General features: G+C 39.4%; 23 protein-coding genes and 1 other annotated feature. Of the genes, 16 read left to right on the top strand and 7 right to left on the bottom strand.

From position 1 onward, the window contains the following. Window position 1: 1 nt before the first annotated feature. Entirely contained in the window at window positions 2-913 is a 912-nt protein-coding gene (locus ACTH6U_RS10060) for a metal ABC transporter substrate-binding protein (protein WP_441832122.1), read from the bottom strand. Window positions 914-1,232: 319 nt separating this feature from the next. On the opposite strand from ACTH6U_RS10060, the gene ACTH6U_RS10055 reads away from it, so the two are divergent. Then, window positions 1,233-1,892 carry a transglycosylase SLT domain-containing protein gene (locus ACTH6U_RS10055; protein ID WP_441832121.1) on the top strand — a complete coding sequence of 220 codons (660 nt, stop codon included), beginning with the start codon at window positions 1,233-1,235 and terminating at the stop codon, window positions 1,890-1,892. Here ACTH6U_RS10055 and ACTH6U_RS10050 read toward each other — a convergent pair. Further along, on the bottom strand, window positions 1,886-2,590 hold the full coding sequence (locus ACTH6U_RS10050; RefSeq protein WP_294107865.1) for a MarC family NAAT transporter: 705 nt from the start codon (window positions 2,588-2,590) through the stop codon (window positions 1,886-1,888). The genes ACTH6U_RS10055 and ACTH6U_RS10050 overlap by 7 nt on opposite strands. Window positions 2,591-3,040: 450 nt before the next feature. On the opposite strand from ACTH6U_RS10050, the gene ACTH6U_RS10045 reads away from it, so the two are divergent. The 15 genes from ACTH6U_RS10045 to ACTH6U_RS09975 all read left to right on the top strand — a co-directional run bounded on the left by ACTH6U_RS10045 (window position 3,041) and on the right by ACTH6U_RS09975 (window position 15,961). Further along, window positions 3,041-3,553 (top strand): GNAT family N-acetyltransferase, encoded by a 513-nt coding sequence (locus ACTH6U_RS10045; protein WP_441832120.1) that lies wholly within the window; start codon window positions 3,041-3,043, stop codon window positions 3,551-3,553. Between the two features lie 203 nt (window positions 3,554-3,756). After that, entirely contained in the window at window positions 3,757-4,167 is a 411-nt protein-coding gene (locus tag ACTH6U_RS10040; protein WP_294107469.1) for a hypothetical protein, read from the top strand. Between the two features lie 91 nt (window positions 4,168-4,258). Next, window positions 4,259-4,708, top strand: a complete 450-nt coding sequence (locus ACTH6U_RS10035; protein ID WP_294107467.1) for a methyltransferase family protein — start codon at window positions 4,259-4,261, stop codon at window positions 4,706-4,708. A 98-nt stretch (window positions 4,709-4,806) separates the two neighbouring features. Further along, a complete protein-coding gene (locus ACTH6U_RS10030; RefSeq protein WP_294107465.1) occupies window positions 4,807-5,007 on the top strand; it encodes a hypothetical protein in 201 nt (66 codons plus the stop codon). A gap of 432 nt (window positions 5,008-5,439) precedes the next feature. Then, window positions 5,440-7,368 (top strand): threonine--tRNA ligase, encoded by a 1,929-nt coding sequence (thrS, locus tag ACTH6U_RS10025; RefSeq protein ID WP_294107464.1) that lies wholly within the window; start codon window positions 5,440-5,442, stop codon window positions 7,366-7,368. A 4-nt stretch (window positions 7,369-7,372) separates the two neighbouring features. Next, window positions 7,373-7,915 carry a translation initiation factor IF-3 gene (gene infC / locus ACTH6U_RS10020; RefSeq protein ID WP_434719614.1) on the top strand — a complete coding sequence of 181 codons (543 nt, stop codon included), beginning with the start codon at window positions 7,373-7,375 and terminating at the stop codon, window positions 7,913-7,915. Window positions 7,916-8,368: 453 nt separating this feature from the next. Beyond that, window positions 8,369-8,908 carry a translation initiation factor IF-3 gene (gene infC, locus ACTH6U_RS10015; RefSeq protein WP_294107862.1) on the top strand — a complete coding sequence of 180 codons (540 nt, stop codon included), beginning with the start codon at window positions 8,369-8,371 and terminating at the stop codon, window positions 8,906-8,908. A 91-nt stretch (window positions 8,909-8,999) separates the two neighbouring features. After that, a complete protein-coding gene (gene rpmI / locus ACTH6U_RS10010; protein ID WP_294107462.1) occupies window positions 9,000-9,197 on the top strand; it encodes a 50S ribosomal protein L35 in 198 nt (65 codons plus the stop codon). A gap of 44 nt (window positions 9,198-9,241) precedes the next feature. Next, window positions 9,242-9,598: a 50S ribosomal protein L20 gene (gene rplT / locus ACTH6U_RS10005; RefSeq protein WP_067398290.1), complete on the top strand. Its 357-nt coding sequence runs from the start codon at window positions 9,242-9,244 to the stop codon at window positions 9,596-9,598. Window positions 9,599-9,687: 89 nt separating this feature from the next. Next, window positions 9,688-9,812: a sequence feature (Phe leader region), on the top strand. Further along, window positions 9,694-9,738: a hypothetical protein gene (locus ACTH6U_RS10000; RefSeq protein WP_434719615.1), complete on the top strand. Its 45-nt coding sequence runs from the start codon at window positions 9,694-9,696 to the stop codon at window positions 9,736-9,738. Its footprint overlaps the feature before it by 45 nt. A 120-nt stretch (window positions 9,813-9,932) precedes the next feature. Continuing rightward, the gene (gene pheS / locus ACTH6U_RS09995; protein ID WP_294107448.1) at window positions 9,933-10,916 is read left to right on the top strand and encodes a phenylalanine--tRNA ligase subunit alpha; all 984 of its coding nucleotides are present in this window, start codon (window positions 9,933-9,935) and stop codon (window positions 10,914-10,916) included. A 14-nt stretch (window positions 10,917-10,930) separates the two neighbouring features. After that, the gene (pheT, locus tag ACTH6U_RS09990) at window positions 10,931-13,318 is read left to right on the top strand and encodes a phenylalanine--tRNA ligase subunit beta (RefSeq protein WP_441832119.1); all 2,388 of its coding nucleotides are present in this window, start codon (window positions 10,931-10,933) and stop codon (window positions 13,316-13,318) included. Window positions 13,319-13,322: 4 nt separating this feature from the next. Then, window positions 13,323-13,619, top strand: a complete 297-nt coding sequence (ihfA, locus tag ACTH6U_RS09985; RefSeq protein ID WP_294107444.1) for an integration host factor subunit alpha — start codon at window positions 13,323-13,325, stop codon at window positions 13,617-13,619. Between the two features lie 214 nt (window positions 13,620-13,833). After that, window positions 13,834-14,469 carry a hypothetical protein gene (locus tag ACTH6U_RS09980; protein ID WP_441832118.1) on the top strand — a complete coding sequence of 212 codons (636 nt, stop codon included), beginning with the start codon at window positions 13,834-13,836 and terminating at the stop codon, window positions 14,467-14,469. A gap of 466 nt (window positions 14,470-14,935) precedes the next feature. After that, window positions 14,936-15,961 carry an FRG domain-containing protein gene (locus ACTH6U_RS09975; protein ID WP_441832117.1) on the top strand — a complete coding sequence of 342 codons (1,026 nt, stop codon included), beginning with the start codon at window positions 14,936-14,938 and terminating at the stop codon, window positions 15,959-15,961. A gap of 46 nt (window positions 15,962-16,007) precedes the next feature. Here ACTH6U_RS09975 and ACTH6U_RS09970 read toward each other — a convergent pair whose 3' ends face one another. The 5 genes from ACTH6U_RS09970 to ACTH6U_RS09950 form a co-directional block, all read right to left on the bottom strand. Next, complete coding sequence (locus tag ACTH6U_RS09970) at window positions 16,008-16,226, bottom strand: ogr/Delta-like zinc finger family protein (protein ID WP_441832116.1); 219 nt, start codon at window positions 16,224-16,226, stop codon at window positions 16,008-16,010. Between the two features lie 71 nt (window positions 16,227-16,297). Further along, window positions 16,298-17,395, bottom strand: coding sequence for a phage late control D family protein (locus ACTH6U_RS09965; protein ID WP_441832115.1), 1,098 nt, complete (start codon window positions 17,393-17,395; stop codon window positions 16,298-16,300). Further along, window positions 17,392-17,838, bottom strand: coding sequence for a phage tail protein (locus ACTH6U_RS09960; RefSeq protein ID WP_434718704.1), 447 nt, complete (start codon window positions 17,836-17,838; stop codon window positions 17,392-17,394). Before ACTH6U_RS09960 ends, ACTH6U_RS09965 begins: the two co-directional genes overlap by 4 nt. After that, window positions 17,838-20,546, bottom strand: coding sequence for a phage tail tape measure protein (locus ACTH6U_RS09955; RefSeq protein ID WP_441832114.1), 2,709 nt, complete (start codon window positions 20,544-20,546; stop codon window positions 17,838-17,840). The genes ACTH6U_RS09960 and ACTH6U_RS09955 overlap by 1 nt, the downstream gene beginning before the upstream one ends. After that, window positions 20,536-20,655: a GpE family phage tail protein gene (locus ACTH6U_RS09950; protein WP_220271084.1), complete on the bottom strand. Its 120-nt coding sequence runs from the start codon at window positions 20,653-20,655 to the stop codon at window positions 20,536-20,538. The genes ACTH6U_RS09955 and ACTH6U_RS09950 overlap by 11 nt, the downstream gene beginning before the upstream one ends. Window positions 20,656-20,667: the final 12 nt, after the last annotated feature.

The following is a 20,667-nucleotide window of genomic DNA, read 5'->3' as shown; positions in this document are numbered from 1 at the left end:
ATTACTGTGAAAATCCTTTAGCAATCGTGTCTACAGTGGTCGTTAATAGGTCGATATAAGTGGGTACAGGGCCATTTTCGGTAGAAAGGGAATCTACATAAAGGACGCCGCCATATTTCGCGCCCGTTTCTTTACTGACTTGACGTGCGGGTTTATCCGAAATTGTACTTTCACTAAAAACAACTGGAATTTTATGTTTGCGTACGGTATCTATGACTTTTTTTACTTGTAGAGGAGAACCTTGTTCTTCTGCATTTATTGGCCATAGATAGACTTCTTTAAATCCGTAATCCTTAGTTAAATAGCTAAAGGCACCTTCGCTTGAAACTAGCCAACGTTCATCTTCTGGTATACGATTTAGACGTTCACGCAATGGCGCATCAAGTTCTGCGATTTGCTGTGCGTATTTTTTGGCGTTTGCATTATAAATCTCAGCATTTTCTGGGTCATATTTAACGAATGCTTGGCGAATGTTTTCGATATAAATTTTTGCATTAGCAGGTGACATCCACGCATGTGGATTTGGATTATCTTTATATTCACCTTCGCGGATAGGCATTGGTTCAATACCTTCAGTTAGCACAACGGCTGGCACATTTTGAAAATTTTCAAAGAAACGCTGGAACCACACTTCTAAATTCATGCCATTCCATAAAATAAGATCAGCGTCATAAGCTTTCATAATGTCTTTAGGAGTAGGCTGATATCCGTGAATCTCAGCGCCAGGTTTAGTAATTGATTCAACAATAGCAGCGTCACCAGCTACATTTTGAGCCATATCTTGCAGGATCGTAAAGGTAGTGACTACTTTGAACTTTTTAGCAAAAGCAGGTTGGCTGACAAATAAAATGGCAGCTAAAGTAAATAGGATGGCTCGTAGAGGTGCAGATAATCGCGATAATTTGTTCTTCATAAAAATTGACCCTGATATTATTGGCTTAGTATTATTTTAACTGTATTTTAACTGTATTTTAACTGTATTGTTACTGTGGTTATGTAACCAATATATTTTATAACTCAACTGATAATGATTATCAATATCATTTGTGAAAAATGAGTATAAATAATGGAAAAGAGCATTTTATCTATTTAAATTTGTTATTTCATCTATGGTTATGATTACTATTATCTATGACTAAAACACGTCCTTTAGTAAAAGTTAAGTAAAAATTATTTTATTTTTCTTGTGATTAGTTATTCTTTCATCTTCTTGATTCGCAGAGGTTACTACAGTGAAAAAAATGATAAGCAGTGCCTTTGTGCTTCTGCTACTTGCTGGTTGCTCAAGTACCTCCGAGCGCCCCGTGAAAAAACAGCGTATGTTGGACAACACTAATCAACAACCAATCACAACACAAAATACGGCATTTCCTCGTACTCCATTCGATGAATTCATTCGAGAATCAGCTTCCCGCTATAGCGTTGATGAGACTTTAATCAGAGCCATTATTGAAGTCGAATCTAATTTTAGGCCAGAAGTTGTGAGTAAATCTAACGCGATAGGACTAATGCAAATAAAAGCTTCTACGGCAGGGCGTGATGCATATCGCTATCATGGTAAATCTGGTGAACCTACCTCTGGGGATTTAAAAGATCCACGAAAGAATATTGATATTGGCACTACTTATATTCGTATTTTAAAAGAGCAACATTTAGCAGGCATTAATCATCCGCAAACAATGTACTATGCAACGGTTGTCGCATACGTAAATGGCGCTGGAGCGTTATTAAGAACTTTTGATAATGATAAAGGCAGAGCTATTGCTATGATTAATAATTTATCTCCTGAAGAGTTTTATCAGCACGTACAGGCTAAACACCCTGCATCACAGGCTCCACGTTATTTATGGAAAGTTAAAAATGCCTATAATGCATTAGCCATAAGCTATTGATATTCAGTTATTAGGTGTGGGAGCTGCGCGACAATTTCAACGATACCGTTGATAACAAATTGCACTCCCATACAAATCAACAAGAAACCCATCACCCGGCCAATTGCATCAATTCCACTGTTTCCAAGCCAACGCATAATTGAAGTTGCTCCTCTTAAACCTATCCAAACAATTAAGCTAGTAATCACGAAAGTAATAACAGGTGCTACCTTGAGTATCCAAGGTGCAAAGCCAACATCGCCTTGTAAGGATGCCGTGGAGCTTATAATCATTGCAATCGTTCCGGGACCGGCAGTGCTTGGCATCGCCAGAGGAACAAATGCAATGCTGGGTGATTCTTGACGTTTTTTCGAGACATTAGGATCATCTAAAGAAGGGGAGTTATTTTCATCAGAATTATCATTACTTGGAAACAGCATGCCAAAACCAATGAATGCGACAATAAGTCCTCCGGCAATTCTCAAACCTGGTATTGATATACCAAAAGTATTCATAACCAGTTGGCCTGCATAAAAAGCAACAGTCATAATAATAAAGACGAAAATCGATGCGAGAAATGCTTGATGATTTCGTTGTTCTTTGGTCATGTTAGCTGACAAACTGAGCATAACGGCAATGGCTGTCAGAGGGTTAGCAAGTGGTAGCAGTAAAACGAGCCCTATACCAACAGCTTGAAAAAGCTCTAGGAAATTTGTCATATAAATAATTCCAGATATCAATAAGTGCGATGTAAAAACTATATGTATGGGACTATAACAAAAATTGTTATGAATCTGTAGATTAGCAGATGGTGGTTACAGATTAAGGTTGTTGGAACAAGTTAGGGATTAAGTATTTACGTGGAGAAAAATCATTCAACTGATGAATAAAGTTGTTCACATTAACTGTGGATAACCGTCGGGTTCAGTTGTGAATAACCTGAATATTATCTTATATAACAAGGCAGTGAGGGTATGGGTTAAAAGTGTCCAAAATGAAAGGCAAAAAAAAACCTTTTTATGGGGGTCATAAAAAGGTCAAAGGCATCTATTAGCAGGGTGTCTATAATGTCGATATGGACTCATTATACTGACTGTAATGTCGTTTACTGATATTTTATGTAAATTCGTTAAAAGAAATAGGGTGTAGCTAAACGTAAAGGTGCATATATGCCAATTAAATTACTTTCAACCATACAACATGAAGAAGAGTCACTTGAATCGTTATTAATAGATTGTGTTAAAAGTGGTGCATCCGTTGGTTTTATTGCGCCATTACAGCAATATGACGCAAAGCAATATTGGCAACAGGTGGAAACAGATTTACTGGCTGGAAGCAGGAAGTTATTGGTATTTTATGTAGAAAAACAAATTGCAGGGGCATTACAACTATCATTTTGCCAAAAAGCGAATGGATTACATAGAGCTGATGTTGAAAAATTAATGGTTCATTCTGATTTTCGTCAGCAAGGTATTGGTAGGCAATTACTGGAGTTTGCAGAAAAGTTTGCTTTAGAGAACCATCGGTCATTGTTAGTCTTAGATACACGAACTAACGATGTAGCTTCATATTTATATTGCCAACAAGGGTATATTGAGGTTGGTAAAATCCCTAAATTTGTGACAAATGAAAAGAATGAATTTGAAAGTACGACGATATTTTATAAGTTACTTTGTGAGTAGATTGAATAAGTAACTAATTATTAGGTCATTTTTTGATTGGTTTCTATTTGTTTGCCGTCAATTCTATAGATAGCCGTATAAAGCTAGAGTTTTCTTTACATAGATTTTTTGATTTTAAAAATCACTTTACGCAATGCGGTATATCCTATTTTTAGTTTCAATTTTAATTGAAGTCGAATAGTAAACGAATTATAGGATGGCCAATGAAAAATATAGTAGCGACACTAGCGGGTACATTTATGTTGATTATTTTAGCTATCGCTATGTTGCTTATTCTCTTTCCTCAACAGTGGAAACAAAATATATACCCGAATATTTCTCAGATATTACCTGAATCTGTTAGTTATTTTGTGCCTTCAATGATGACAAAGAATAATGCTTGCTCCAGCTTAGAGGGAAACCTGCGCAGCTTTGCAGAGTATTTGAAAATGAACCAAGATATTGTTGATGTAAAAGGAATGAATAGTTTGGATGATCAATTAGCTCGCATACAAACACGTGTAGATACTATGCCAGGAGAGGTTCGCAATATTGTTTGCCAACAAGAATATGCACGATTAGAAGGATTAAAAAGTGTTTTCACATTAGGCCATCCAAATCAAAATACGTTTTAGTTAAACTTATTTAATTGTAAATAATTGGTCACCATTATCTTTACGTTTTCATGATATGCTTATAACGTCATTTTATTTACAGGGTAATGTGATGAGCATTTTCAAATTTCCATTGTTAAATTGGCTAATTTTAAATGGCTTCGCTGTTTATTATCTTTTTTTGCGAGATGCATTTTATTGGGGCTTCTCGGGTTGGATGGGAATACTTGGAATATTAATCGCACTAGAAAGTTTAGGATGGATATCAGCCAGTCTGTATTATTTTATGCGTTATAAAACCTCGCCAAATCCAGCCACTAAAGCCGCCTATTTAATTACTCGGGGGCCATTTCGTTTATCTCGAAACCCATTATACCTAGCATTTACCTCTATGAGTTTAGCATTTTCATTTTTTACGCACTCCCCTTATTTTTTAGTGTCAGGTCTCGTGTTTTGGTTAATTACAGATCTTTATACCATCCCTCAAGAAGAAAAATATTTATCTGAATTGTTTAAAGATGAATGGCAACAGTATAGCCAACACACTCGTCGTTGGTTATAGATGTCAAGATTCTCTTGATTGTGTCGTAGGTCGCAATCTTTTACAAATCAAAGTGGTATATAATATATAACAGTGAAATTAACTTAAGGTGGTGACGAATGAAAACATTTGGCGTCGTTCTTTTTCTTCTTGGTATTGTCGCTGCTATTGCATCTTTCAGCATGGATGCGAGTATTGTCGTGTCGTATGGTGAAAAAATTATAGATGCGGGTTTAGCATTTGACAGGCAAAACTATATTATTGGTAGCTCACTTATTGCGCTGTGTGGGGCACTAATTTGGTTTTTTGGTAAAAAATAAGTTATTTACTACTCTAAGTAGTTGAACCAGTACTAAACTCAATAATGTCAGTGCATATGAAGTATTCACTTGAATTTTTAATAACTAAAAACGAATCGATTTAATGAAAAGAATACGATAAGTAGATCACATCTGTGTTTAGTGAATTATTTAAAAGCAAATTATTTTAAGAATAGATGGTTTTTAGAGTAGATTGTTTTAAAAGCTAAATTTAGGTGGGGGAGATAATCACCTTCTTTCTATCGCGAATAAATGAGTCTGTGTTATTATTGCTGTGGAGTTACTTTTGATGTGCGTAATCGTTTTATGATGTATGTACATATCTCGCATAGTGAAGTGAGAAATCGAATGTAACGTATTGATATACAAACTTTGGAATAATCAAGCAAGTGATCTTACGTGCGGGTCACCACTGCGGATAAGGATTTTTTAATGCCTGTTATTACTCTTCCTGATGGAAGTCAACGTCAATTTGACCATGCTGTATCAGTCATGGATGTCGCTCGCGATATCGGTGCAGGTTTGGCGAAAGCGTGTATTGCTGGTCGTGTTAATGGTGAGCTAGTTGATGCTTGCGAAATTATTGAACATGATGCGAATTTGTCCATTATAACGAGTAAAGATGACGATGGACTTGAAATTATTCGTCACTCTTGCGCTCACTTGTTAGGTCATGCAATTAAACAATTGTGGCCAAACACTAAAATGGCAATTGGTCCAACTATCGATAATGGTTTTTATTATGATATTGACCTTGATTATACGTTGACCCAGGAAGATTTGGAGAAGCTTGAAAAGCGCATGCTTGAGCTTGCCAAAACGGATTATGACGTGATTAAAAAACGTGTTTCATGGAGCGAGGCTCGTGAAACATTTGTGGCGCGTGGTGAAGACTATAAAGTTGAAATCTTGGATCAAAATATAAGCCAAGACGACCGCCCAGGTTTATATCATCACGAAGAATATGTAGATATGTGTCGTGGTCCGCACGTACCTAATATGCGTTTTTGCCACCATTTTAAATTACAAAAATTGGCGGGTGCATATTGGCGTGGTAACAGCGACAACAAAATGCTACAACGTGTTTACGGTACTGCATGGGCAGATAAAAAGCAGTTAGCTGCTTATCTGTTACGTCTTGAAGAAGCTGCTAAACGTGACCACCGTAAAATTGGTAAGCAATTAGATTTATATCATATGCAAGAAGAAGCGCCAGGTATGGCATTCTGGCATAATGATGGCTGGACAATCTTCCGTGAACTTGAAACTTTTGTACGCACTAAATTAAAAGAGTATCATTATCAGGAAGTTAAAGGTCCATTTATGATGGATCGTGTTCTGTGGGAAAAAACAGGCCATTGGGAAAACTATAAAGATGCGATGTTCACTACTTCATCTGAAAATCGCGAATATTGTGTAAAACCAATGAACTGCCCTGGCCATGTACAGATTTTCAACCAAGGTTTAAAATCATATCGTGATTTACCTTTACGTATGGCTGAGTTTGGTAGTTGCCACCGTAACGAGCCATCAGGTGCATTGCATGGTTTGATGCGAGTGCGTGGCTTTACTCAAGATGATGCGCATATCTTCTGTACAGAAGAGCAAATTTTGAGTGAAGTAAACAGTTGTATCCAAATGATTTATGATGTTTATGCAACTTTTGGCTTTGAAAAAATAGTTGTTAAACTGTCAACTCGTCCTGAAAAACGTATCGGTACTGATGATATGTGGGATAGAGCTGAAGCGGACTTAGCAAATGCATTGAAAAGTAAAGGTATTGAGTTTGAATACCAACCTGGAGAAGGTGCTTTTTATGGTCCAAAAATTGAATTTACACTGTATGACTGCCTTGACCGTGCATGGCAATGCGGTACTGTACAGTTAGATTTCTTCTTGCCAGGTCGCTTAACTGCTTCATATGTTGGTGAAAATAACGAGCGTATTACGCCAGTCATGATCCACCGTGCAGTGCTCGGTTCACTTGAGCGCTTTATCGGTATCTTAACTGAGGAATATGCAGGATTCTTCCCAACGTGGTTAGCACCACAGCAAGTTGTTGTGATGAATATAACGGATAATCAAGCTGATTATGTTCAAGAATTAGTCAGTAAGTTACAAAGTGTTGGCATTCGTGCGAAAGCAGATTTACGAAACGAAAAAATTGGTTTCAAAATCCGTGAACACACTCTGCGTCGTGTTCCTTACATGTTGGTTTGTGGTGATAAAGAAGTTGAATCAGGAAAAGTCTCCGTCCGTACCCGTCGTGGTGTAGATGTAGGCAGCCTTGATGTTAACGAATTCACAACTAAACTGTTGGAAGAAATTCGCAGTCGTCAACTCAATCAGATGGAGGAATAAGGTTATTAAAGGCGGAAAAAAACTCCCAACGGCACGTCCAAATCGTATTAACGATGAGATTCGTGCTACTGAAATTCGTGTGACTGGTTTAGAGGGTGAACCACTCGGAATTATGAGTGTGCGTGAAGGCCTGACTAAAGCAGAAGAAGCTGGTGTCGACTTAGTTGAGATAAGCCCAAATGCTGAGCCACCAGTTTGTCGTATCATGGATTACGGTAAATTTCTTTATGAGAAGAGCAAGTCTCAAAAAGAACAAAAAAAGAAACAAAAAGTTGTTCAAGTGAAGGAAATTAAATTCCGACCGGGAACAGATGAAGGCGACTACCAAGTTAAATTACGTAGCCTGATCCGCTTTTTGGAAGAGGGTGACAAAGCTAAAGTTACACTACGTTTTCGTGGTCGTGAAATGGCACACCAACAGATTGGCCTAGAAGTGCTTAATCGCATTAAAGCTGATTTGGAAGAACTGGCAGTTGTTGAATCATATCCTTCAAGAATTGAAGGCCGCCAGATGGTTATGGTATTGTCACCAAAGAAAAAAATATAAAAACAATTAGTTAGTAGATATATAGACAGTAAGTAGCGTTCAATAAAATGAGCGCTACTTTTCTATTTTGAAATTACAAAAAATATAGTATTAAAAAATAATACGGAAACGAATAGTAAGAATGATTTGCCCGATGGCCTGTAAAAACTTATACGTGAATCAGTAAATGTGAACTTAGAAATGTTTGTCTTTAATGGCGATCGTTAGTCGACTTACTATGATTTCAAGTGATTGGCTGCGAATAATTTCAATATCTGCTTGAGTAATCCGTTAATAAGCATTAAAATCCGCGGTCGAATCCCTTTATTAAGTTTGGAAACAAAAAAACTGATAAAGCAAAATGAATATTGCGTTTTGATTAGTAGCCGTTTTACTGTTGTAATTTGTGTCACTATCAGTTCGTTGTTTTTAGAGAATGTAGCAAATCTCTTTATCCAGTTGGAGGAATAAAGTATTAAAGGCGGAAAAAGAATCCCAACAATACGACCGAATCGTATTAACGATGAAATTCGTGTTACTGAAGTCCGTTTAACCGGTTTAGACGGCGAACAGCTAGGCATTATGAGCATTCGCGAAGCGATTGAAAAAGCTGAAGAATCAGGTGTAGACCTTGTAGAAATCAGTCCTAATGCCGAACCGCCAGTTTGTCGTATTATGGATTACGGCAAATTCCTTTATGAGAAGAGCAAGTCTCAGAAAGAACAGAAAAAGAAACAAAAAGTTGTTCAGGTGAAGGAAATTAAATTCCGCCCTGGTACAGATGAAGGTGATTATCAGGTCAAACTACGCAACCTGATACGCTTCATAGAAGATGGTGATAAAGCTAAAGTAACACTGCGTTTTCGTGGTCGTGAAATGGCTCACCAACAGATCGGTATGGAAATGCTTAATCGCATCAAAGCTGATCTGGAAGAGTTAGTAGTCGTTGAATCATTTCCTTCAAGAATTGAAGGGCGTCAAATGATCATGGTACTAGCACCTAAGAAGAAATAATTAGGCCATCAAGTAGTAACTTGTGTAGAAATGCAGAAGATATTCGCCTAGTTAATTCGTAGTTAATCACAATGCGAAGTTGGAATTAGAAATGCCAAAGATAAAAACTGTACGTGGCGCAGCAAAGCGCTTTAAAAAAACTGCAGGCGGTGGCTTTAAGCGCAAGCATGCAAACCTTCGTCATATTTTGACCAAGAAGTCTACTAAGCGTAAACGCCATTTGCGTGCTAAAGGAATGGTATCTAAGGGCGATTTGGGTCTGGTAAGTGCTTGCCTGCCATACGCATAAGTAAACATTGGTTAATTTAAGATAAAAGACGATAGGAGATATATATGGCTCGCGTAAAACGTGGTGTTGTTGCCCGTGCACGTCACAAGAAAATTCTGAAGCAAGCGAAAGGTTATTACGGAGCACGTTCACGTGTTTACCGTGTCGCGTTTCAGGCAGTAATCAAAGCTGGTCAATACGCTTACCGTGACCGCCGTCAACGTAAACGTCAGTTCCGTCAACTGTGGATTGCGCGTATTAACGCTGCAGCTCGTCAGAACGGCCTGTCTTACAGTCGCTTCATCAATGGCTTGAAAAAAGCTTCAATTGAAATCGACCGTAAGATCCTAGCAGATATCGCAGTTTTCGATAAAGTCGCATTTGCTGCGCTTGTTGAAAAAGCGAAAGGCGCTTTGGCGTAATTGTTTGCTTGAAAAAGAGGAAGGAAACTTCCTCTTTTCATTTATATTTTTTGTGATTATACTTTAATAAAATGATTTACTAGAGAAATTTTCATATGTATAACGTTGCTTTTCGCTTCTTTTTTTACTTTAGCACCTGAGTATCGGGGGCTTGTCTGCGTAAGAAAAGAAACGAAAAGTTACGCTAAAGCCTCCTAATGGAGGCTTTTTTGTTTTTGATTTCAAAGAAAATGCAGTAAAATCAGTTAAGTACTTATCTGTTATTATAATGGTGAGTTGAACTTAATATAATGAATAACTAGCAAAACGACCGAGTGGTCATAAAGGGGAAACAATGCCACATCTCGCTGAATTGGTTGCACAGGCAAAAGCAGCCATTGAACAAGCCCAAGATGTTGCTACGTTAGAGTCAGTGCGTGTTGAATTTTTAGGCAAAAGCGGCCACTTCACACTACAGATGAAAACGTTGCGTGATCTGCCTGCTGATGAACGTCCAGCAGCAGGGGCTGTTATAAATGAAGCTAAAGTTCAGGTTCAAGATGCACTGAACGCCCGTAAAGATTTAATGCAAGCTGAAATACTGAATGCGCGCTTATCTTCAGAAACTGTGGATGTTTCTTTACCGGGACGCCGTATGGAAAATGGTGGATTACATCCAGTCACTCGTACAATTCAGCGAATTGAAGAGTTTTTTGGTGAGTTAGGTTTCTCTGTTGAGACCGGTCCTGAAATAGAAGATGACTACCATAACTTTGATGCGTTGAATATTCCAGCTCATCACCCTGCGCGTGCCGATCATGATACTTTTTGGTTTGATGCTAAACGTTTATTGCGTACCCAAACATCAGGTGTGCAAATTCGTACAATGGTTGGGCAGCAACCACCTATTCGTATCATTGCGCCGGGTCGCGTATACCGTAATGACTATGATCAAACACATACTCCAATGTTCCATCAAACAGAAGGTCTGATTGTTGATAAAGATATTAGCTTTACCAACCTCAAAGGAACATTGCACGATTTTCTAAATAATTTCTTTGAAGAAGAAGTTCAAGTACGCTTTCGCCCATCTTATTTTCCATTCACCGAGCCATCTGCTGAAGTCGATGTGATGGGTAAAAATGGCAAATGGCTTGAGGTATTAGGTTGTGGAATGGTGCATCCAAATGTATTACGTAATGTAGGTATCGACCCAGAAGTTTACTCTGGATTTGCATTTGGTATGGGTATGGAACGTTTAACTATGTTGCGTTACGGCGTTTCAGACTTGCGCGCATTCTTCGAAAATGATCTTCGTTTTCTCAAACAGTTTAAATAAGGCGGGTTTATCTCATGAAATTCAGTGAACTATGGTTACGCGAATGGGTAAACCCGGCGATAAATAGTGAAGCTTTATCAGACCAAATCACAATGGCAGGTTTGGAAGTTGATGGCGTTGAATCAGTAGCAGGGCAATTTAATGGTGTGGTTGTAGGGGAAGTAGTTGAATGTGGGCAACACCCTAATGCCGATAAATTGCGAGTCACTAAAATCAATGTAGGCGGCGATCGCTTGCTAGACATCGTTTGTGGTGCGCCAAATTGCCGTTTAGGTTTAAAAGTTGCAGTAGCAACTGTGGGTGCAGTACTACCGGGTGACTTTAAAATTAAAGCGGCTAAATTACGCGGTGAGCCGTCAGAAGGCATGTTGTGTTCATATTCTGAGCTAGGTATTTCTGATGATCACAGCGGTATTATTGAATTACCTGCTGACGCGAAGATAGGTACGGATATTCGTGAATATCTAAAACTTGATGATAATGCGATTGAAATCAGCATTACACCAAATCGTGCGGATTGCCTGAGTATTATCGGGGTTGCACGCGATGTTGCTGTTATCAATAAACTTGAACTCAATGAGCCGGTTATTAATACCGCTCAAGTTACGACGAAAGAGACATTTCCTATTCGTGTTGAGGCACCAAAAGCGTGTCCACGCTTCTTAGGTCGTGTTATTCAAAACATTGATGTGTCAGTTCCGACTCCATTATGGATGAAAGAGAAGCTGCGTCGTGGCGGCGTTCGTTCTATTGATGCCGTTGTTGATATTACAAACTTTGTCCTACTTGAGTTAGGTCAACCGCAGCATGCGTACGATTTGGACCGTTTAACCGGTGCTATCGTAGTACGTATGGCAAAAGATAAAGAAAAGCTTGTATTATTAGATGGTTCAGAAGTGACCCTAAAATCAGATACTTTAGTTATTGCTGATGAAAAGCAAGCATTAGGTATTGCCGGTATTTTTGGTGGTGACCACTCTGGTGTTAATAGCGAAACAAAAAATATTCTTCTTGAATGTGCTTATTTCGACCCACTATCGATTACAGGACGCGCACGTAATTATGGCTTGCACACTGATGCATCACACCGTTTTGAGCGTGGTGTTGACTCACAATTACAATTTAAAGCTCTTGAACGTGCAACGGCATTAATTGTTGATATCTGTGGTGGTGAAGTTGGTGAAATAATCGATGCAACGAGTATTGAGCATTTGCCTAAAGCTGCTAATATCAAATTGACGCGTCATAAACTCGATCGGTTAATTGGTCATTTTATTGCTGATGATTTAGTGACGGATATTCTGACGCGTCTCGGCTGTAAAGTGACTGTATCTGCTAATTGTTGGGATGTAGTCGCACCAAGCTGGCGTTTCGATATGCAAATCGAAGAAGATTTGGTTGAAGAAGTAGCGCGAGTGTACGGATATAATAGTATTCCAGACGTGCCTTTACGCGCTGATCTGATCATGACTAAGCATAAAGAAGCTAACTTGCCGCTGAAACGCATGAAAGCGATGTTAGTCGATAAGGGCTATCAAGAAGCTATTACCTATAGTTTTGTTGACCCTAAAATACAAGCGTTGCTTCACCCTGAGCAAGATGCATTAATTTTGCCTAATCCAATTTCAGCTGATATGTCTGCAATGCGTTTGTCATTATTGACCGGCTTATTAGGTACTGTGGTCTATAATCAGAATCGTCAACAAAATAGAATTCGATTATTTGAGACAGGTCTACGCTTTATTCCTGATAATCAAGCAGAATATGGAATACGGCAGGAACCTATGTTGGCTGGCGTGATTACAGGCAATAGATTTGATGAACATTGGTCATTAGATAAACAAGTTGTTGACTTCTTTGATTTAAAAGGTGATCTTGAAGCTGTTTTTGAATTGACTGGAAAACTAAATCAAATTACATTTAAATCTGAGGCACACCCATCGTTACATCCTGGGCAAAGTGCTGGGATTTATCTGGAAAATGAACACATTGGCTTTATTGGTGTCGTTCACCCAGAATTAGAACGTAAACTCGATTTAAATGGTCGTACAGTCGTGTTTGAGGTTCGTAGTGATGCGATAACACAACGTGTAGTCCCTGAAGCTAAGGTGATTTCACGCTATCCATCGAATCGTCGTGACATTGCTGTTGTTGTACCAGAAAATGTAGCAGCTGCAGAAGTTTTGGCAGAGTGTAAAAAAGTTGGCATAAATCATATAGTTGGCATAAACTTATTTGATGTGTATTGTGGTGAAGGAATAGCAGACGGTTATAAGAGCCTTGCTATTAGTCTAGTCTTCCAAGATACCCAGCGTACGATGGAAGAAGAAGAGATTACCGCGACCGTTGAACTGTGCGTTGCTGCGTTAAAACAGCGATTCCAAGCCTCCTTGAGGGACTAAACCTATGGCGCTTACTAAAGCTGAAATGTCGGAAAATTTGTTTGAAAAACTGGGTGTTAGCAAACGTGATGCTAAAGACCTTGTTGAAACTTTCTTTGAAGAGGTTCGCCTTTCTTTAGAAAATGGTGAGCAGGTAAAATTATCTGGATTCGGTAACTTTGATTTACGTGATAAAAGTCAACGTCCCGGACGTAACCCAAAAACTGGGGAAGATATTCCAATTACTGCACGCCGTGTTGTTACATTCCGCCCTGGCCAAAAATTAAAAAGCCGTGTAGAAAAAGCAACACCAAAAGACTAATCATATCTATTGATATCAATAGATATAGAAAAAGACCGCTTAGGCGGTCTTTTGTTTTTAAGCAACCACTTGTTTTATAAAGGGATTTATAAGACACCATCCACATTACATCCACATGTAACCCATCTTTAGCATTAGCCCCTTGCAATAAGGGGCTTTACTTATCGTTTAAACCCGACTTTAATTTATTCTCAATTCAATAAGGGGAAATATAATGCTTAGAACATTTTTTAGTGATGTAAAACACATTACGAGTACCAATTTTTTGACCCAAGTAAAAAAACTTTTTATTTGCTCTGCGTTTTCCATATTTGCCTTAGTTGTTAGTATCAGTTCGGCTTCTGCTGCACCGTACCTAAAATCAAATGAAGATTGCACAAAGCAAAATGAAGTTTACGCAACAATGAATGATGCAATGGAATATTTCAGTGATTATTACCCTGAAAATAATTCACTCGAAATTATTAGTGAATCACCACTAAATATTAGGCTTTCAGCGGTAGCTTTTGAGCAAGATGGGCAAGACGTAAAGGAGCTACTAGCAAAACGAGCCATTGTCTATGGTGTTTATCGCTCATTAATTAATACGCCCAATGATAAAGTTACTGTCACTTCTTATTTAGTTGACACAAATGGAAAAAAACTGAAAGGCTCACCTGAATACACAGCAACAATCACTAAGCCGCAAGCATTAGCGATCACTAAAAAATATGTTCCGATTAATAATTTGAGTGAGCTAACCGACGATAGCTGCTCTTTCACTGCGCAGTTCAACGAGCTGCGATTTGATGATAGTGGCAAAAAAGGTTTTGATAAGCTCTTTGATGAATTAATTAGTGTATCTAAATAGCATTGAGCTCTTCATTTGAAGTATGGAATTTAGGTTTTAATAATATGAAATAAAAAGGTTTACTCACTATAGCGTCTACGTATCGTAGCATATTTTAGAACAGTCCTTCATTATGTTGCCTGTGTTATACGGTTTAACAATGTGAAATAAAAGGATTTAATTCTGTCGATGACTACATATTAACCACATATGCTGTAATCCCCCTTGATTGGGGGGTTTTATTAGCTAAAACTAACTAATCTTCTAAAAATAAAAATGATAGCTTTCTTAAATAATTATCTATTTCAAATAATTGTGATGAATATCAATTGTTTGGATTTTTTATTGATAGTAAATATATATAATAAATCTTATTATTCATTTTTATATTAATTTTGAATAAAAACTAATGATTTAGCTGTGAAATAGTTCAATAGCTTGACTGAAAATGTTAATTTTTAATAAATTTGAGTTTTGAGTGAAATATATGAGTGTAATTTATATAAAAACTGAAGAAATAACAGATATAGAAAAGCTAAAGCAAGTTATTTTATCTGATAATAAAAAGTGTTTGTACCGAGGCCAGCATGATTCTTCTTGGGGATTAGTACCTAATATTTATAGAAAGGAGAGAATCGATCTCATAACTAAATACCTAACTCGGGTAGAACATCGTAGCAAATTTGAAGAAAATAAAACTATTACAAGAGCGATTTTAAGAAATACTGAAATTGGACTAATAGTTGATTTTTTGAAGCACAGTCACTATATTTCCTTAAGGCTTCCATCAGGTGCAATGAGAGTATATGAAAAATATGTATATGAAGGGGCGAGACCTAATAATTGGCCTAGCGATGAAGATTTAGACATACTATCGATAATGCAGCACTATAGTTTTCCTACTAGGTTACTAGATTGGTCTCATAATATACTGGTTGCAATATTTTTCGCGGCTAAATATCATGTCATAAATAAAGGTATTGTTGGGAATTTTTCTTTTTGGGAGTTTGATCAGGTTAATTTTATTTCAGTTAAAAGACATGTTAATCAAGAGCATAGAAAGATATTAAGAAATAAAGTAAGGATAAGGGATGAATATACAGATTTTATTGAGGCTTTGAATTGTTTTTATTTATTTAAAAGTGATTCTGAAATAAATAAAAACCTAGGGGCTCAGAAAGGTTGTTTTACATATATAAAAAATCAAAAATTAACATATTTTGATAATAATCAAGATTATAGAATACCGCATGATAATTATATCGTAAGATTAATTTTGGAGTCGGAAAAACTAAAGGATTTTAAAAATGATTCAGAAGAATTAATTTATAATGAATCAAAAAAACTTAAGTTAGTGTTGAAGAAATACATTATAAATAATGAGTTAGCCATAAAGGTTATGAACCTGCTAGGAAAATTAGGCTATAATCAATCAGCGTTATTTCCTAGTTATGATGGTGTTTTAGAGCAAATAGAATTGGATGTATCCATTAAGTTTTATAACCAACGGTAATTTAATTTAAGCGCTACCCCCCATTCCATTGTGGGGGGCTTTATTTTTACAATACTAACGCAGCTTGCTGAAACTTATTCGGATGCGGTTCAACAACATTAACGTGTGCGGGTTTAACAACAATTTTGGTCACTGACTCGTGACTGACGAATGTGCAACCACAATTAATATTTTGGCATTGGTTGTAGCGTTCTTTGGTTTCGGATGAAACTTGGTAGGAGCTACGAGTGTGTGCAGCGTGACCGCATTCGGGACAATTCATCATGATAGATTACCTTTTGTCATGATGTTGATGTTACCTAAATTATACCATGTATATCCATACAGTCTAAAAAATTATTCATCCTCAATATCCAAATCTGAAATTTTTATCTCCAACTCCAAAGCTGAAGTAAAGCCACTGTCATTCAATGAATGAACGATTCGCGTTAATATCCACTCTGCAATATCAATCTCAGGTTTAAAGCCACTTACGGTGACGGGCATTTCAGGGTAAAGCTCGGCACGACCTCGGGCAAGTTGAATCGAAAATGACGCCACACCGCGTTGAATCTTTTCCCAATTGGCTTTTGCCGCTCGAGAGGCGTTTTCTTTTGTGGCGTAAGTGTGGGATAGGGTGAGGATATTTCCTTGTTCGCCGGCGAGGTATTCGCCTTGCTTTTCTTTTGGCTCTTCTTTCTTCGCCGGTTTTTTACTTTTGTGCTTACGCTTTACCGTGACTTCTTTTTTCTTTTTGGGCTCACGGGTGTTTAACCAGTTTGCAATGACGCCGGTGTATGCGCCACGATCAGCCAATGAAAAACGGTGTCCATCGCCCACGGAACGGGTGATATGCATTGTTTGGATGGGTTGGCCACTGGAGGTTAAGCCTTGCCCTTGGCGCATAAATAATAAATTACCGTCTTTAACCGCAACAATCGCCCCCTCTTGTTTAGCAACACGGGTTAAAAATGAGCCGTCTGATTCATTGGTTTGGTCAATGTGTGCCAGTTTAATTTTATCTAATTTGCTATCAATCACTGGCTTTAACTTATTGCGCTCTGCCAATGTGCGAATAATATCGCCCAAGGTTTTTTGATGATAGGACTGTTCGCGCTTAACATTTAACGTGTCTCTAAAATCGGCACTGCGCCCACGGATAGTTAATTTATCCGGTACGCCGCTATGTTCGATTTGGTCAACGGTAAAAGTACCTTTGTAAATCAATGGCGCATTTTTCCAACCCAAATGTAATGAAAGAGTCTCGCCTCGTTTGGGTAAGGCTAATTGTCCGTCGCTGTCGTTCAGTTCAATATCTAACTGGTCAGCCTCAAAGCCTCGGTTATCGGTCATGGTGAGTGACATTAATCGGCCTTGAATTTGAGCATTAATATTTTCACCACCGGCCGCGAGGGCAAAAGACGGCGTACTTTCATCGCCAGTAAACCAACTCATAGCGGAATGGCTCCGCGTATATCATTAAGTTGCTGATTGAGATCGCCGAACATTTCAGATAATGACTCGTCGGTACGTTTGAGTTTTAAGGTGAAATCTATTTTTCGCGCGGCACCATCATTGAAAAAATCGCTTTTGGATTGTGTGATTTCTTCAATCACAAACATACCGTATATCGTTCCGGTACCATCAATCAGCGACCACGCTTTACCCATATCAGCCATCAATTCGAGCGTGAGCAATGATAATCTGCCCCCGGTTAGCGAGGGATATAATGTGCCGCTTAATGTGAAATCATCATTATCAGGGCCGATGTATTGGAAAGCTGGACGTTTACCAATACGATTATTAAAACCATAACGATATTTTTTATTAATTTGCATCATCTGGTACGGGGTAGTACGCAAATGAAAGACGAATAAACCGAGCGCAGCCATTGCCATTATGAATAGTCCTCACTGTCTTGGTAGCGGCTTAATTGCCGTGCTTGTTCGCGGCGTTGGTGCTGTTCGAGCTGCTTAGCCACTTCACGTGCAATATCAGCCGGTGACTGACTTGGTGTAGGGTGAATATTGATCACAATAGGCGCAGCACTTGTTGTATGGTTATTTTGATTAATCGTCGCCGGTGCGGATTGATAGCTAGTTGCAGGCAGGGCGAGAGGGTGAAGTGGTTTATCAGCGGCGGCTGACATGGAACCAAACGTGAGCGCCGCGGCGGCAAGGGCGGCGGTACTTTTGCGACTAGTGATGCGAGCCGGACCATTGACGATTTCAGGGCCATATTCGCCCGCAATACCAAACTGGCCGCGTGGAATAAAGCCGCCACTGTCAAACATGCCGGCACTTTTCATGCTGCTTTGAATAACGTTAACTTGGGATAGTGCCCGTGTGGTTTTTACATCATCGGATAGCATCCAGTCGGGCAAGATATTCGTTGCCATCTGCTTGATTTCAGCGAATTGCGCCTTGAGTGAATCCCATTTTTCTAGGATGCCATTTTTTAGGCTATCAATAATTTCGCCACCAATTTGTTTAAAGCGCTCAGGTAAGCCTTTGACATCAGCAACAATCTGATCCCACTGGTCAGAAATGGTTTTTCTGACCAACGCCCACATACGTGTCGTGACTGAAACAATACTATCCCAGTGTTGATAGACTAGCCCGACAAGTCCCCAATTCAGAACATACGCTTTAATCCCCTCCCAAAATTGAGAAAATATATCTGTAACGCTATCCCAGAGCTTTTTCACATAGGGAACAATATCATCCCAATATTTATAAATAAGATAAGCGGCAGCGGCAATGGCGGTAATAATTAAGATAATCGGGTTGGCTAATAGGGCTTTGCCCATCCACATAAATGCAGCTCCCACCAGTTTTATAGGCTTAATCAGTAAGGATAAAAAGCCACTGCCTTTAATACCTAATACCGATAGGCTGAGTTTCGCCATCGCGAGAGGGCCGATCATCGCGGCAATCATTAATGAGATACCGCCACCCACGGCGAGTACTGCACTGAGCCCCAAGGTGATCATGGTAATTTGCTTGACGAGTTCAGGGTTTTTTTTTGCCCACTCACCAAATTTGGAAATGAGGTCAGTCACCCGTTTTGCAATATCACGCAAAGGGCTATCCGCACCGCCGAAGATTTGAATGCCTACATCTTCATAGGCAGAGGTTAGGTTTTTTAAGTCGCCATCAAGGTTGTCAGTCATGATTTTGGCGACTTTGCCGGCTTCCCCTTTGGCGGCTTTAATTTCAGCCACCATAGCTTGCAGTTGCCCTGAACCGGCTTGATCAACTAAGACCGATAGCGCGGAAAATGCCTCTTCACCGGCGATATGTTTAAAGAATCCCGCACGCTCGGCTGTACCCATTTTCTTGGTTTTTTTATCCAGTTCGGTGAGTATGTCCGTAAATTCGCGCAAGTTACCTTTTGCGTCACGCGTTTTAATTTTTAGCTTATCAAGGGCTTCTTCTGCCATTTTCGGTGGCTCGGCCAATCGACCTAAGATAGAACGTAACCCTGTACCCGCCATACTGCCTTGAATACCGGCATCTCCCAATTTACCGGCTGCTGCGGCGGCGGTTTCTAAATCAACCCCTAAACCCGAGGCCACCGGTGCGACATATTTCATGGTATCACCGAGCATGTTCAAGTTGACGTTTGAACGGGTAAAGGTAGCAACAAGGGTATCGCTGACGCGGTTCATTTCATCAGAGTTTAACTTGAAGCCGGTCAAAATATTCGAACCAATATCAGCGGTAGTGGCTAAATCAATGCCGCCTGCTAATGACATGGATAATGTACCGGGCATGGCGTTTTTAATTTGCTCAGGTTTAAAGCCAGCCATCGCATAAAAGGCTTGCCCTTGGGCGACTTCATTTGAGGTGAAAGCCGTTGTTGCCCCAAGTTCTCGCGCTTGGCCTCGCAGCATTTTGTATTGATCTGAGTCTTTATCAAGTCGTGTTAATGCCTGTACTTTTGACATGCCCACTTCAAAATCATAACCCGGTGCGAGCACTTTTTTAGCGGCGTAACCAATACCAATGCCGGATGCCGTCATTGCCGCCCCAGAACCTGCCATTTTATTGCGCACATCCATGGTTTTTTGGTAACTATTTCGTGCATTAGACATACGCCGTTCTTGTTCTGCACTGCGGCGTAGTTGTTGTTCTTGGCGTTGCAGTTGCTGGGTTGTGCGTGAAATATCACTGTTTAGCCGGCGTTGTGATTGGCCTAACTGGTTCGTGGATATCCCGCTGGCTTGCAGTTCGCTACGCTGGCGTTGTACGGATTGCTGCAATTCCCCAAATTTGGTTTTGAGTTGGCCAGCTTCGCGTTGGGCTTTGTTGAGTTCGGCGGTCTGTTTTCGGGTAGGGTTTTCGATTGACCCCATGGCACGCGCGAGACTTGTCGCCCGCGCGGTAGCTGCTTGATACGCTTGTTGGGTTTCAGTGAGTTGTTGCTTCGCTTTACGAAAGCCGTCAATCTGACCGGCTTGACGATTGAGGGCTTTTAAGGTGTCACGAGACTGACGGATTGCACCCGCCAGTTTTTTATTGGACTCTTGCGCACTGCGAAACGGCTTGGTTAATTTATCAACGGCACTCAGTACCACTTGTAAACGTAGATTTTTACTCATCATTTGCACCACTTCGTTTATAAGCGTGAGCACGCCATTCTAATAATTCAATCAAGCCCATTTCGGCTGTTGCTGACGGTGGCCAATGAAAGATGGTGGCAATATCAGCCACCATATCATCGAC

It is taken from the genome of Providencia sp. (genome assembly GCF_052096715.1).
GTDB lineage: Bacteria > Pseudomonadota > Gammaproteobacteria > Enterobacterales > Enterobacteriaceae > Providencia.
The sequence above is the reverse complement of the archived record's forward strand: the minus strand, read 5'-3'. Positions and strand labels throughout refer to the sequence as shown.

Coding starts and splice junctions, on each gene's coding strand:
- ACTH6U_RS09965 (WP_441832115.1), bottom strand. CDS start 17,395: ATGAGTTGGTTTACTGGCGATGAAAGTACGCCGTCTTTTGCCCTCGCG.
- pheS (WP_294107448.1), top strand. CDS start 9,933: ATGCCACATCTCGCTGAATTGGTTGCACAGGCAAAAGCAGCCATTGAA.
- ACTH6U_RS09975 (WP_441832117.1), top strand. CDS start 14,936: ATGAGTGTAATTTATATAAAAACTGAAGAAATAACAGATATAGAAAAG.
- rpmI (WP_294107462.1), top strand. CDS start 9,000: ATGCCAAAGATAAAAACTGTACGTGGCGCAGCAAAGCGCTTTAAAAAA.
- ACTH6U_RS09955 (WP_441832114.1), bottom strand. CDS start 20,546: ATGATGAGTAAAAATCTACGTTTACAAGTGGTACTGAGTGCCGTTGAT.
- ACTH6U_RS10040 (WP_294107469.1), top strand. CDS start 3,757: ATGAAAAATATAGTAGCGACACTAGCGGGTACATTTATGTTGATTATT.
- ACTH6U_RS10060 (WP_441832122.1), bottom strand. CDS start 913: ATGAAGAACAAATTATCGCGATTATCTGCACCTCTACGAGCCATCCTA.
- ACTH6U_RS09980 (WP_441832118.1), top strand. CDS start 13,834: ATGCTTAGAACATTTTTTAGTGATGTAAAACACATTACGAGTACCAAT.
- ACTH6U_RS09960 (WP_434718704.1), bottom strand. CDS start 17,838: ATGGCAATGGCTGCGCTCGGTTTATTCGTCTTTCATTTGCGTACTACC.
- ihfA (WP_294107444.1), top strand. CDS start 13,323: ATGGCGCTTACTAAAGCTGAAATGTCGGAAAATTTGTTTGAAAAACTG.
- ACTH6U_RS10045 (WP_441832120.1), top strand. CDS start 3,041: ATGCCAATTAAATTACTTTCAACCATACAACATGAAGAAGAGTCACTT.
- rplT (WP_067398290.1), top strand. CDS start 9,242: ATGGCTCGCGTAAAACGTGGTGTTGTTGCCCGTGCACGTCACAAGAAA.
- ACTH6U_RS10050 (WP_294107865.1), bottom strand. CDS start 2,590: ATGACAAATTTCCTAGAGCTTTTTCAAGCTGTTGGTATAGGGCTCGTT.
- ACTH6U_RS10030 (WP_294107465.1), top strand. CDS start 4,807: ATGAAAACATTTGGCGTCGTTCTTTTTCTTCTTGGTATTGTCGCTGCT.
- pheT (WP_441832119.1), top strand. CDS start 10,931: ATGAAATTCAGTGAACTATGGTTACGCGAATGGGTAAACCCGGCGATA.
- thrS (WP_294107464.1), top strand. CDS start 5,440: ATGCCTGTTATTACTCTTCCTGATGGAAGTCAACGTCAATTTGACCAT.
- ACTH6U_RS09970 (WP_441832116.1), bottom strand. CDS start 16,226: ATGATGAATTGTCCCGAATGCGGTCACGCTGCACACACTCGTAGCTCC.
- ACTH6U_RS10035 (WP_294107467.1), top strand. CDS start 4,259: ATGAGCATTTTCAAATTTCCATTGTTAAATTGGCTAATTTTAAATGGC.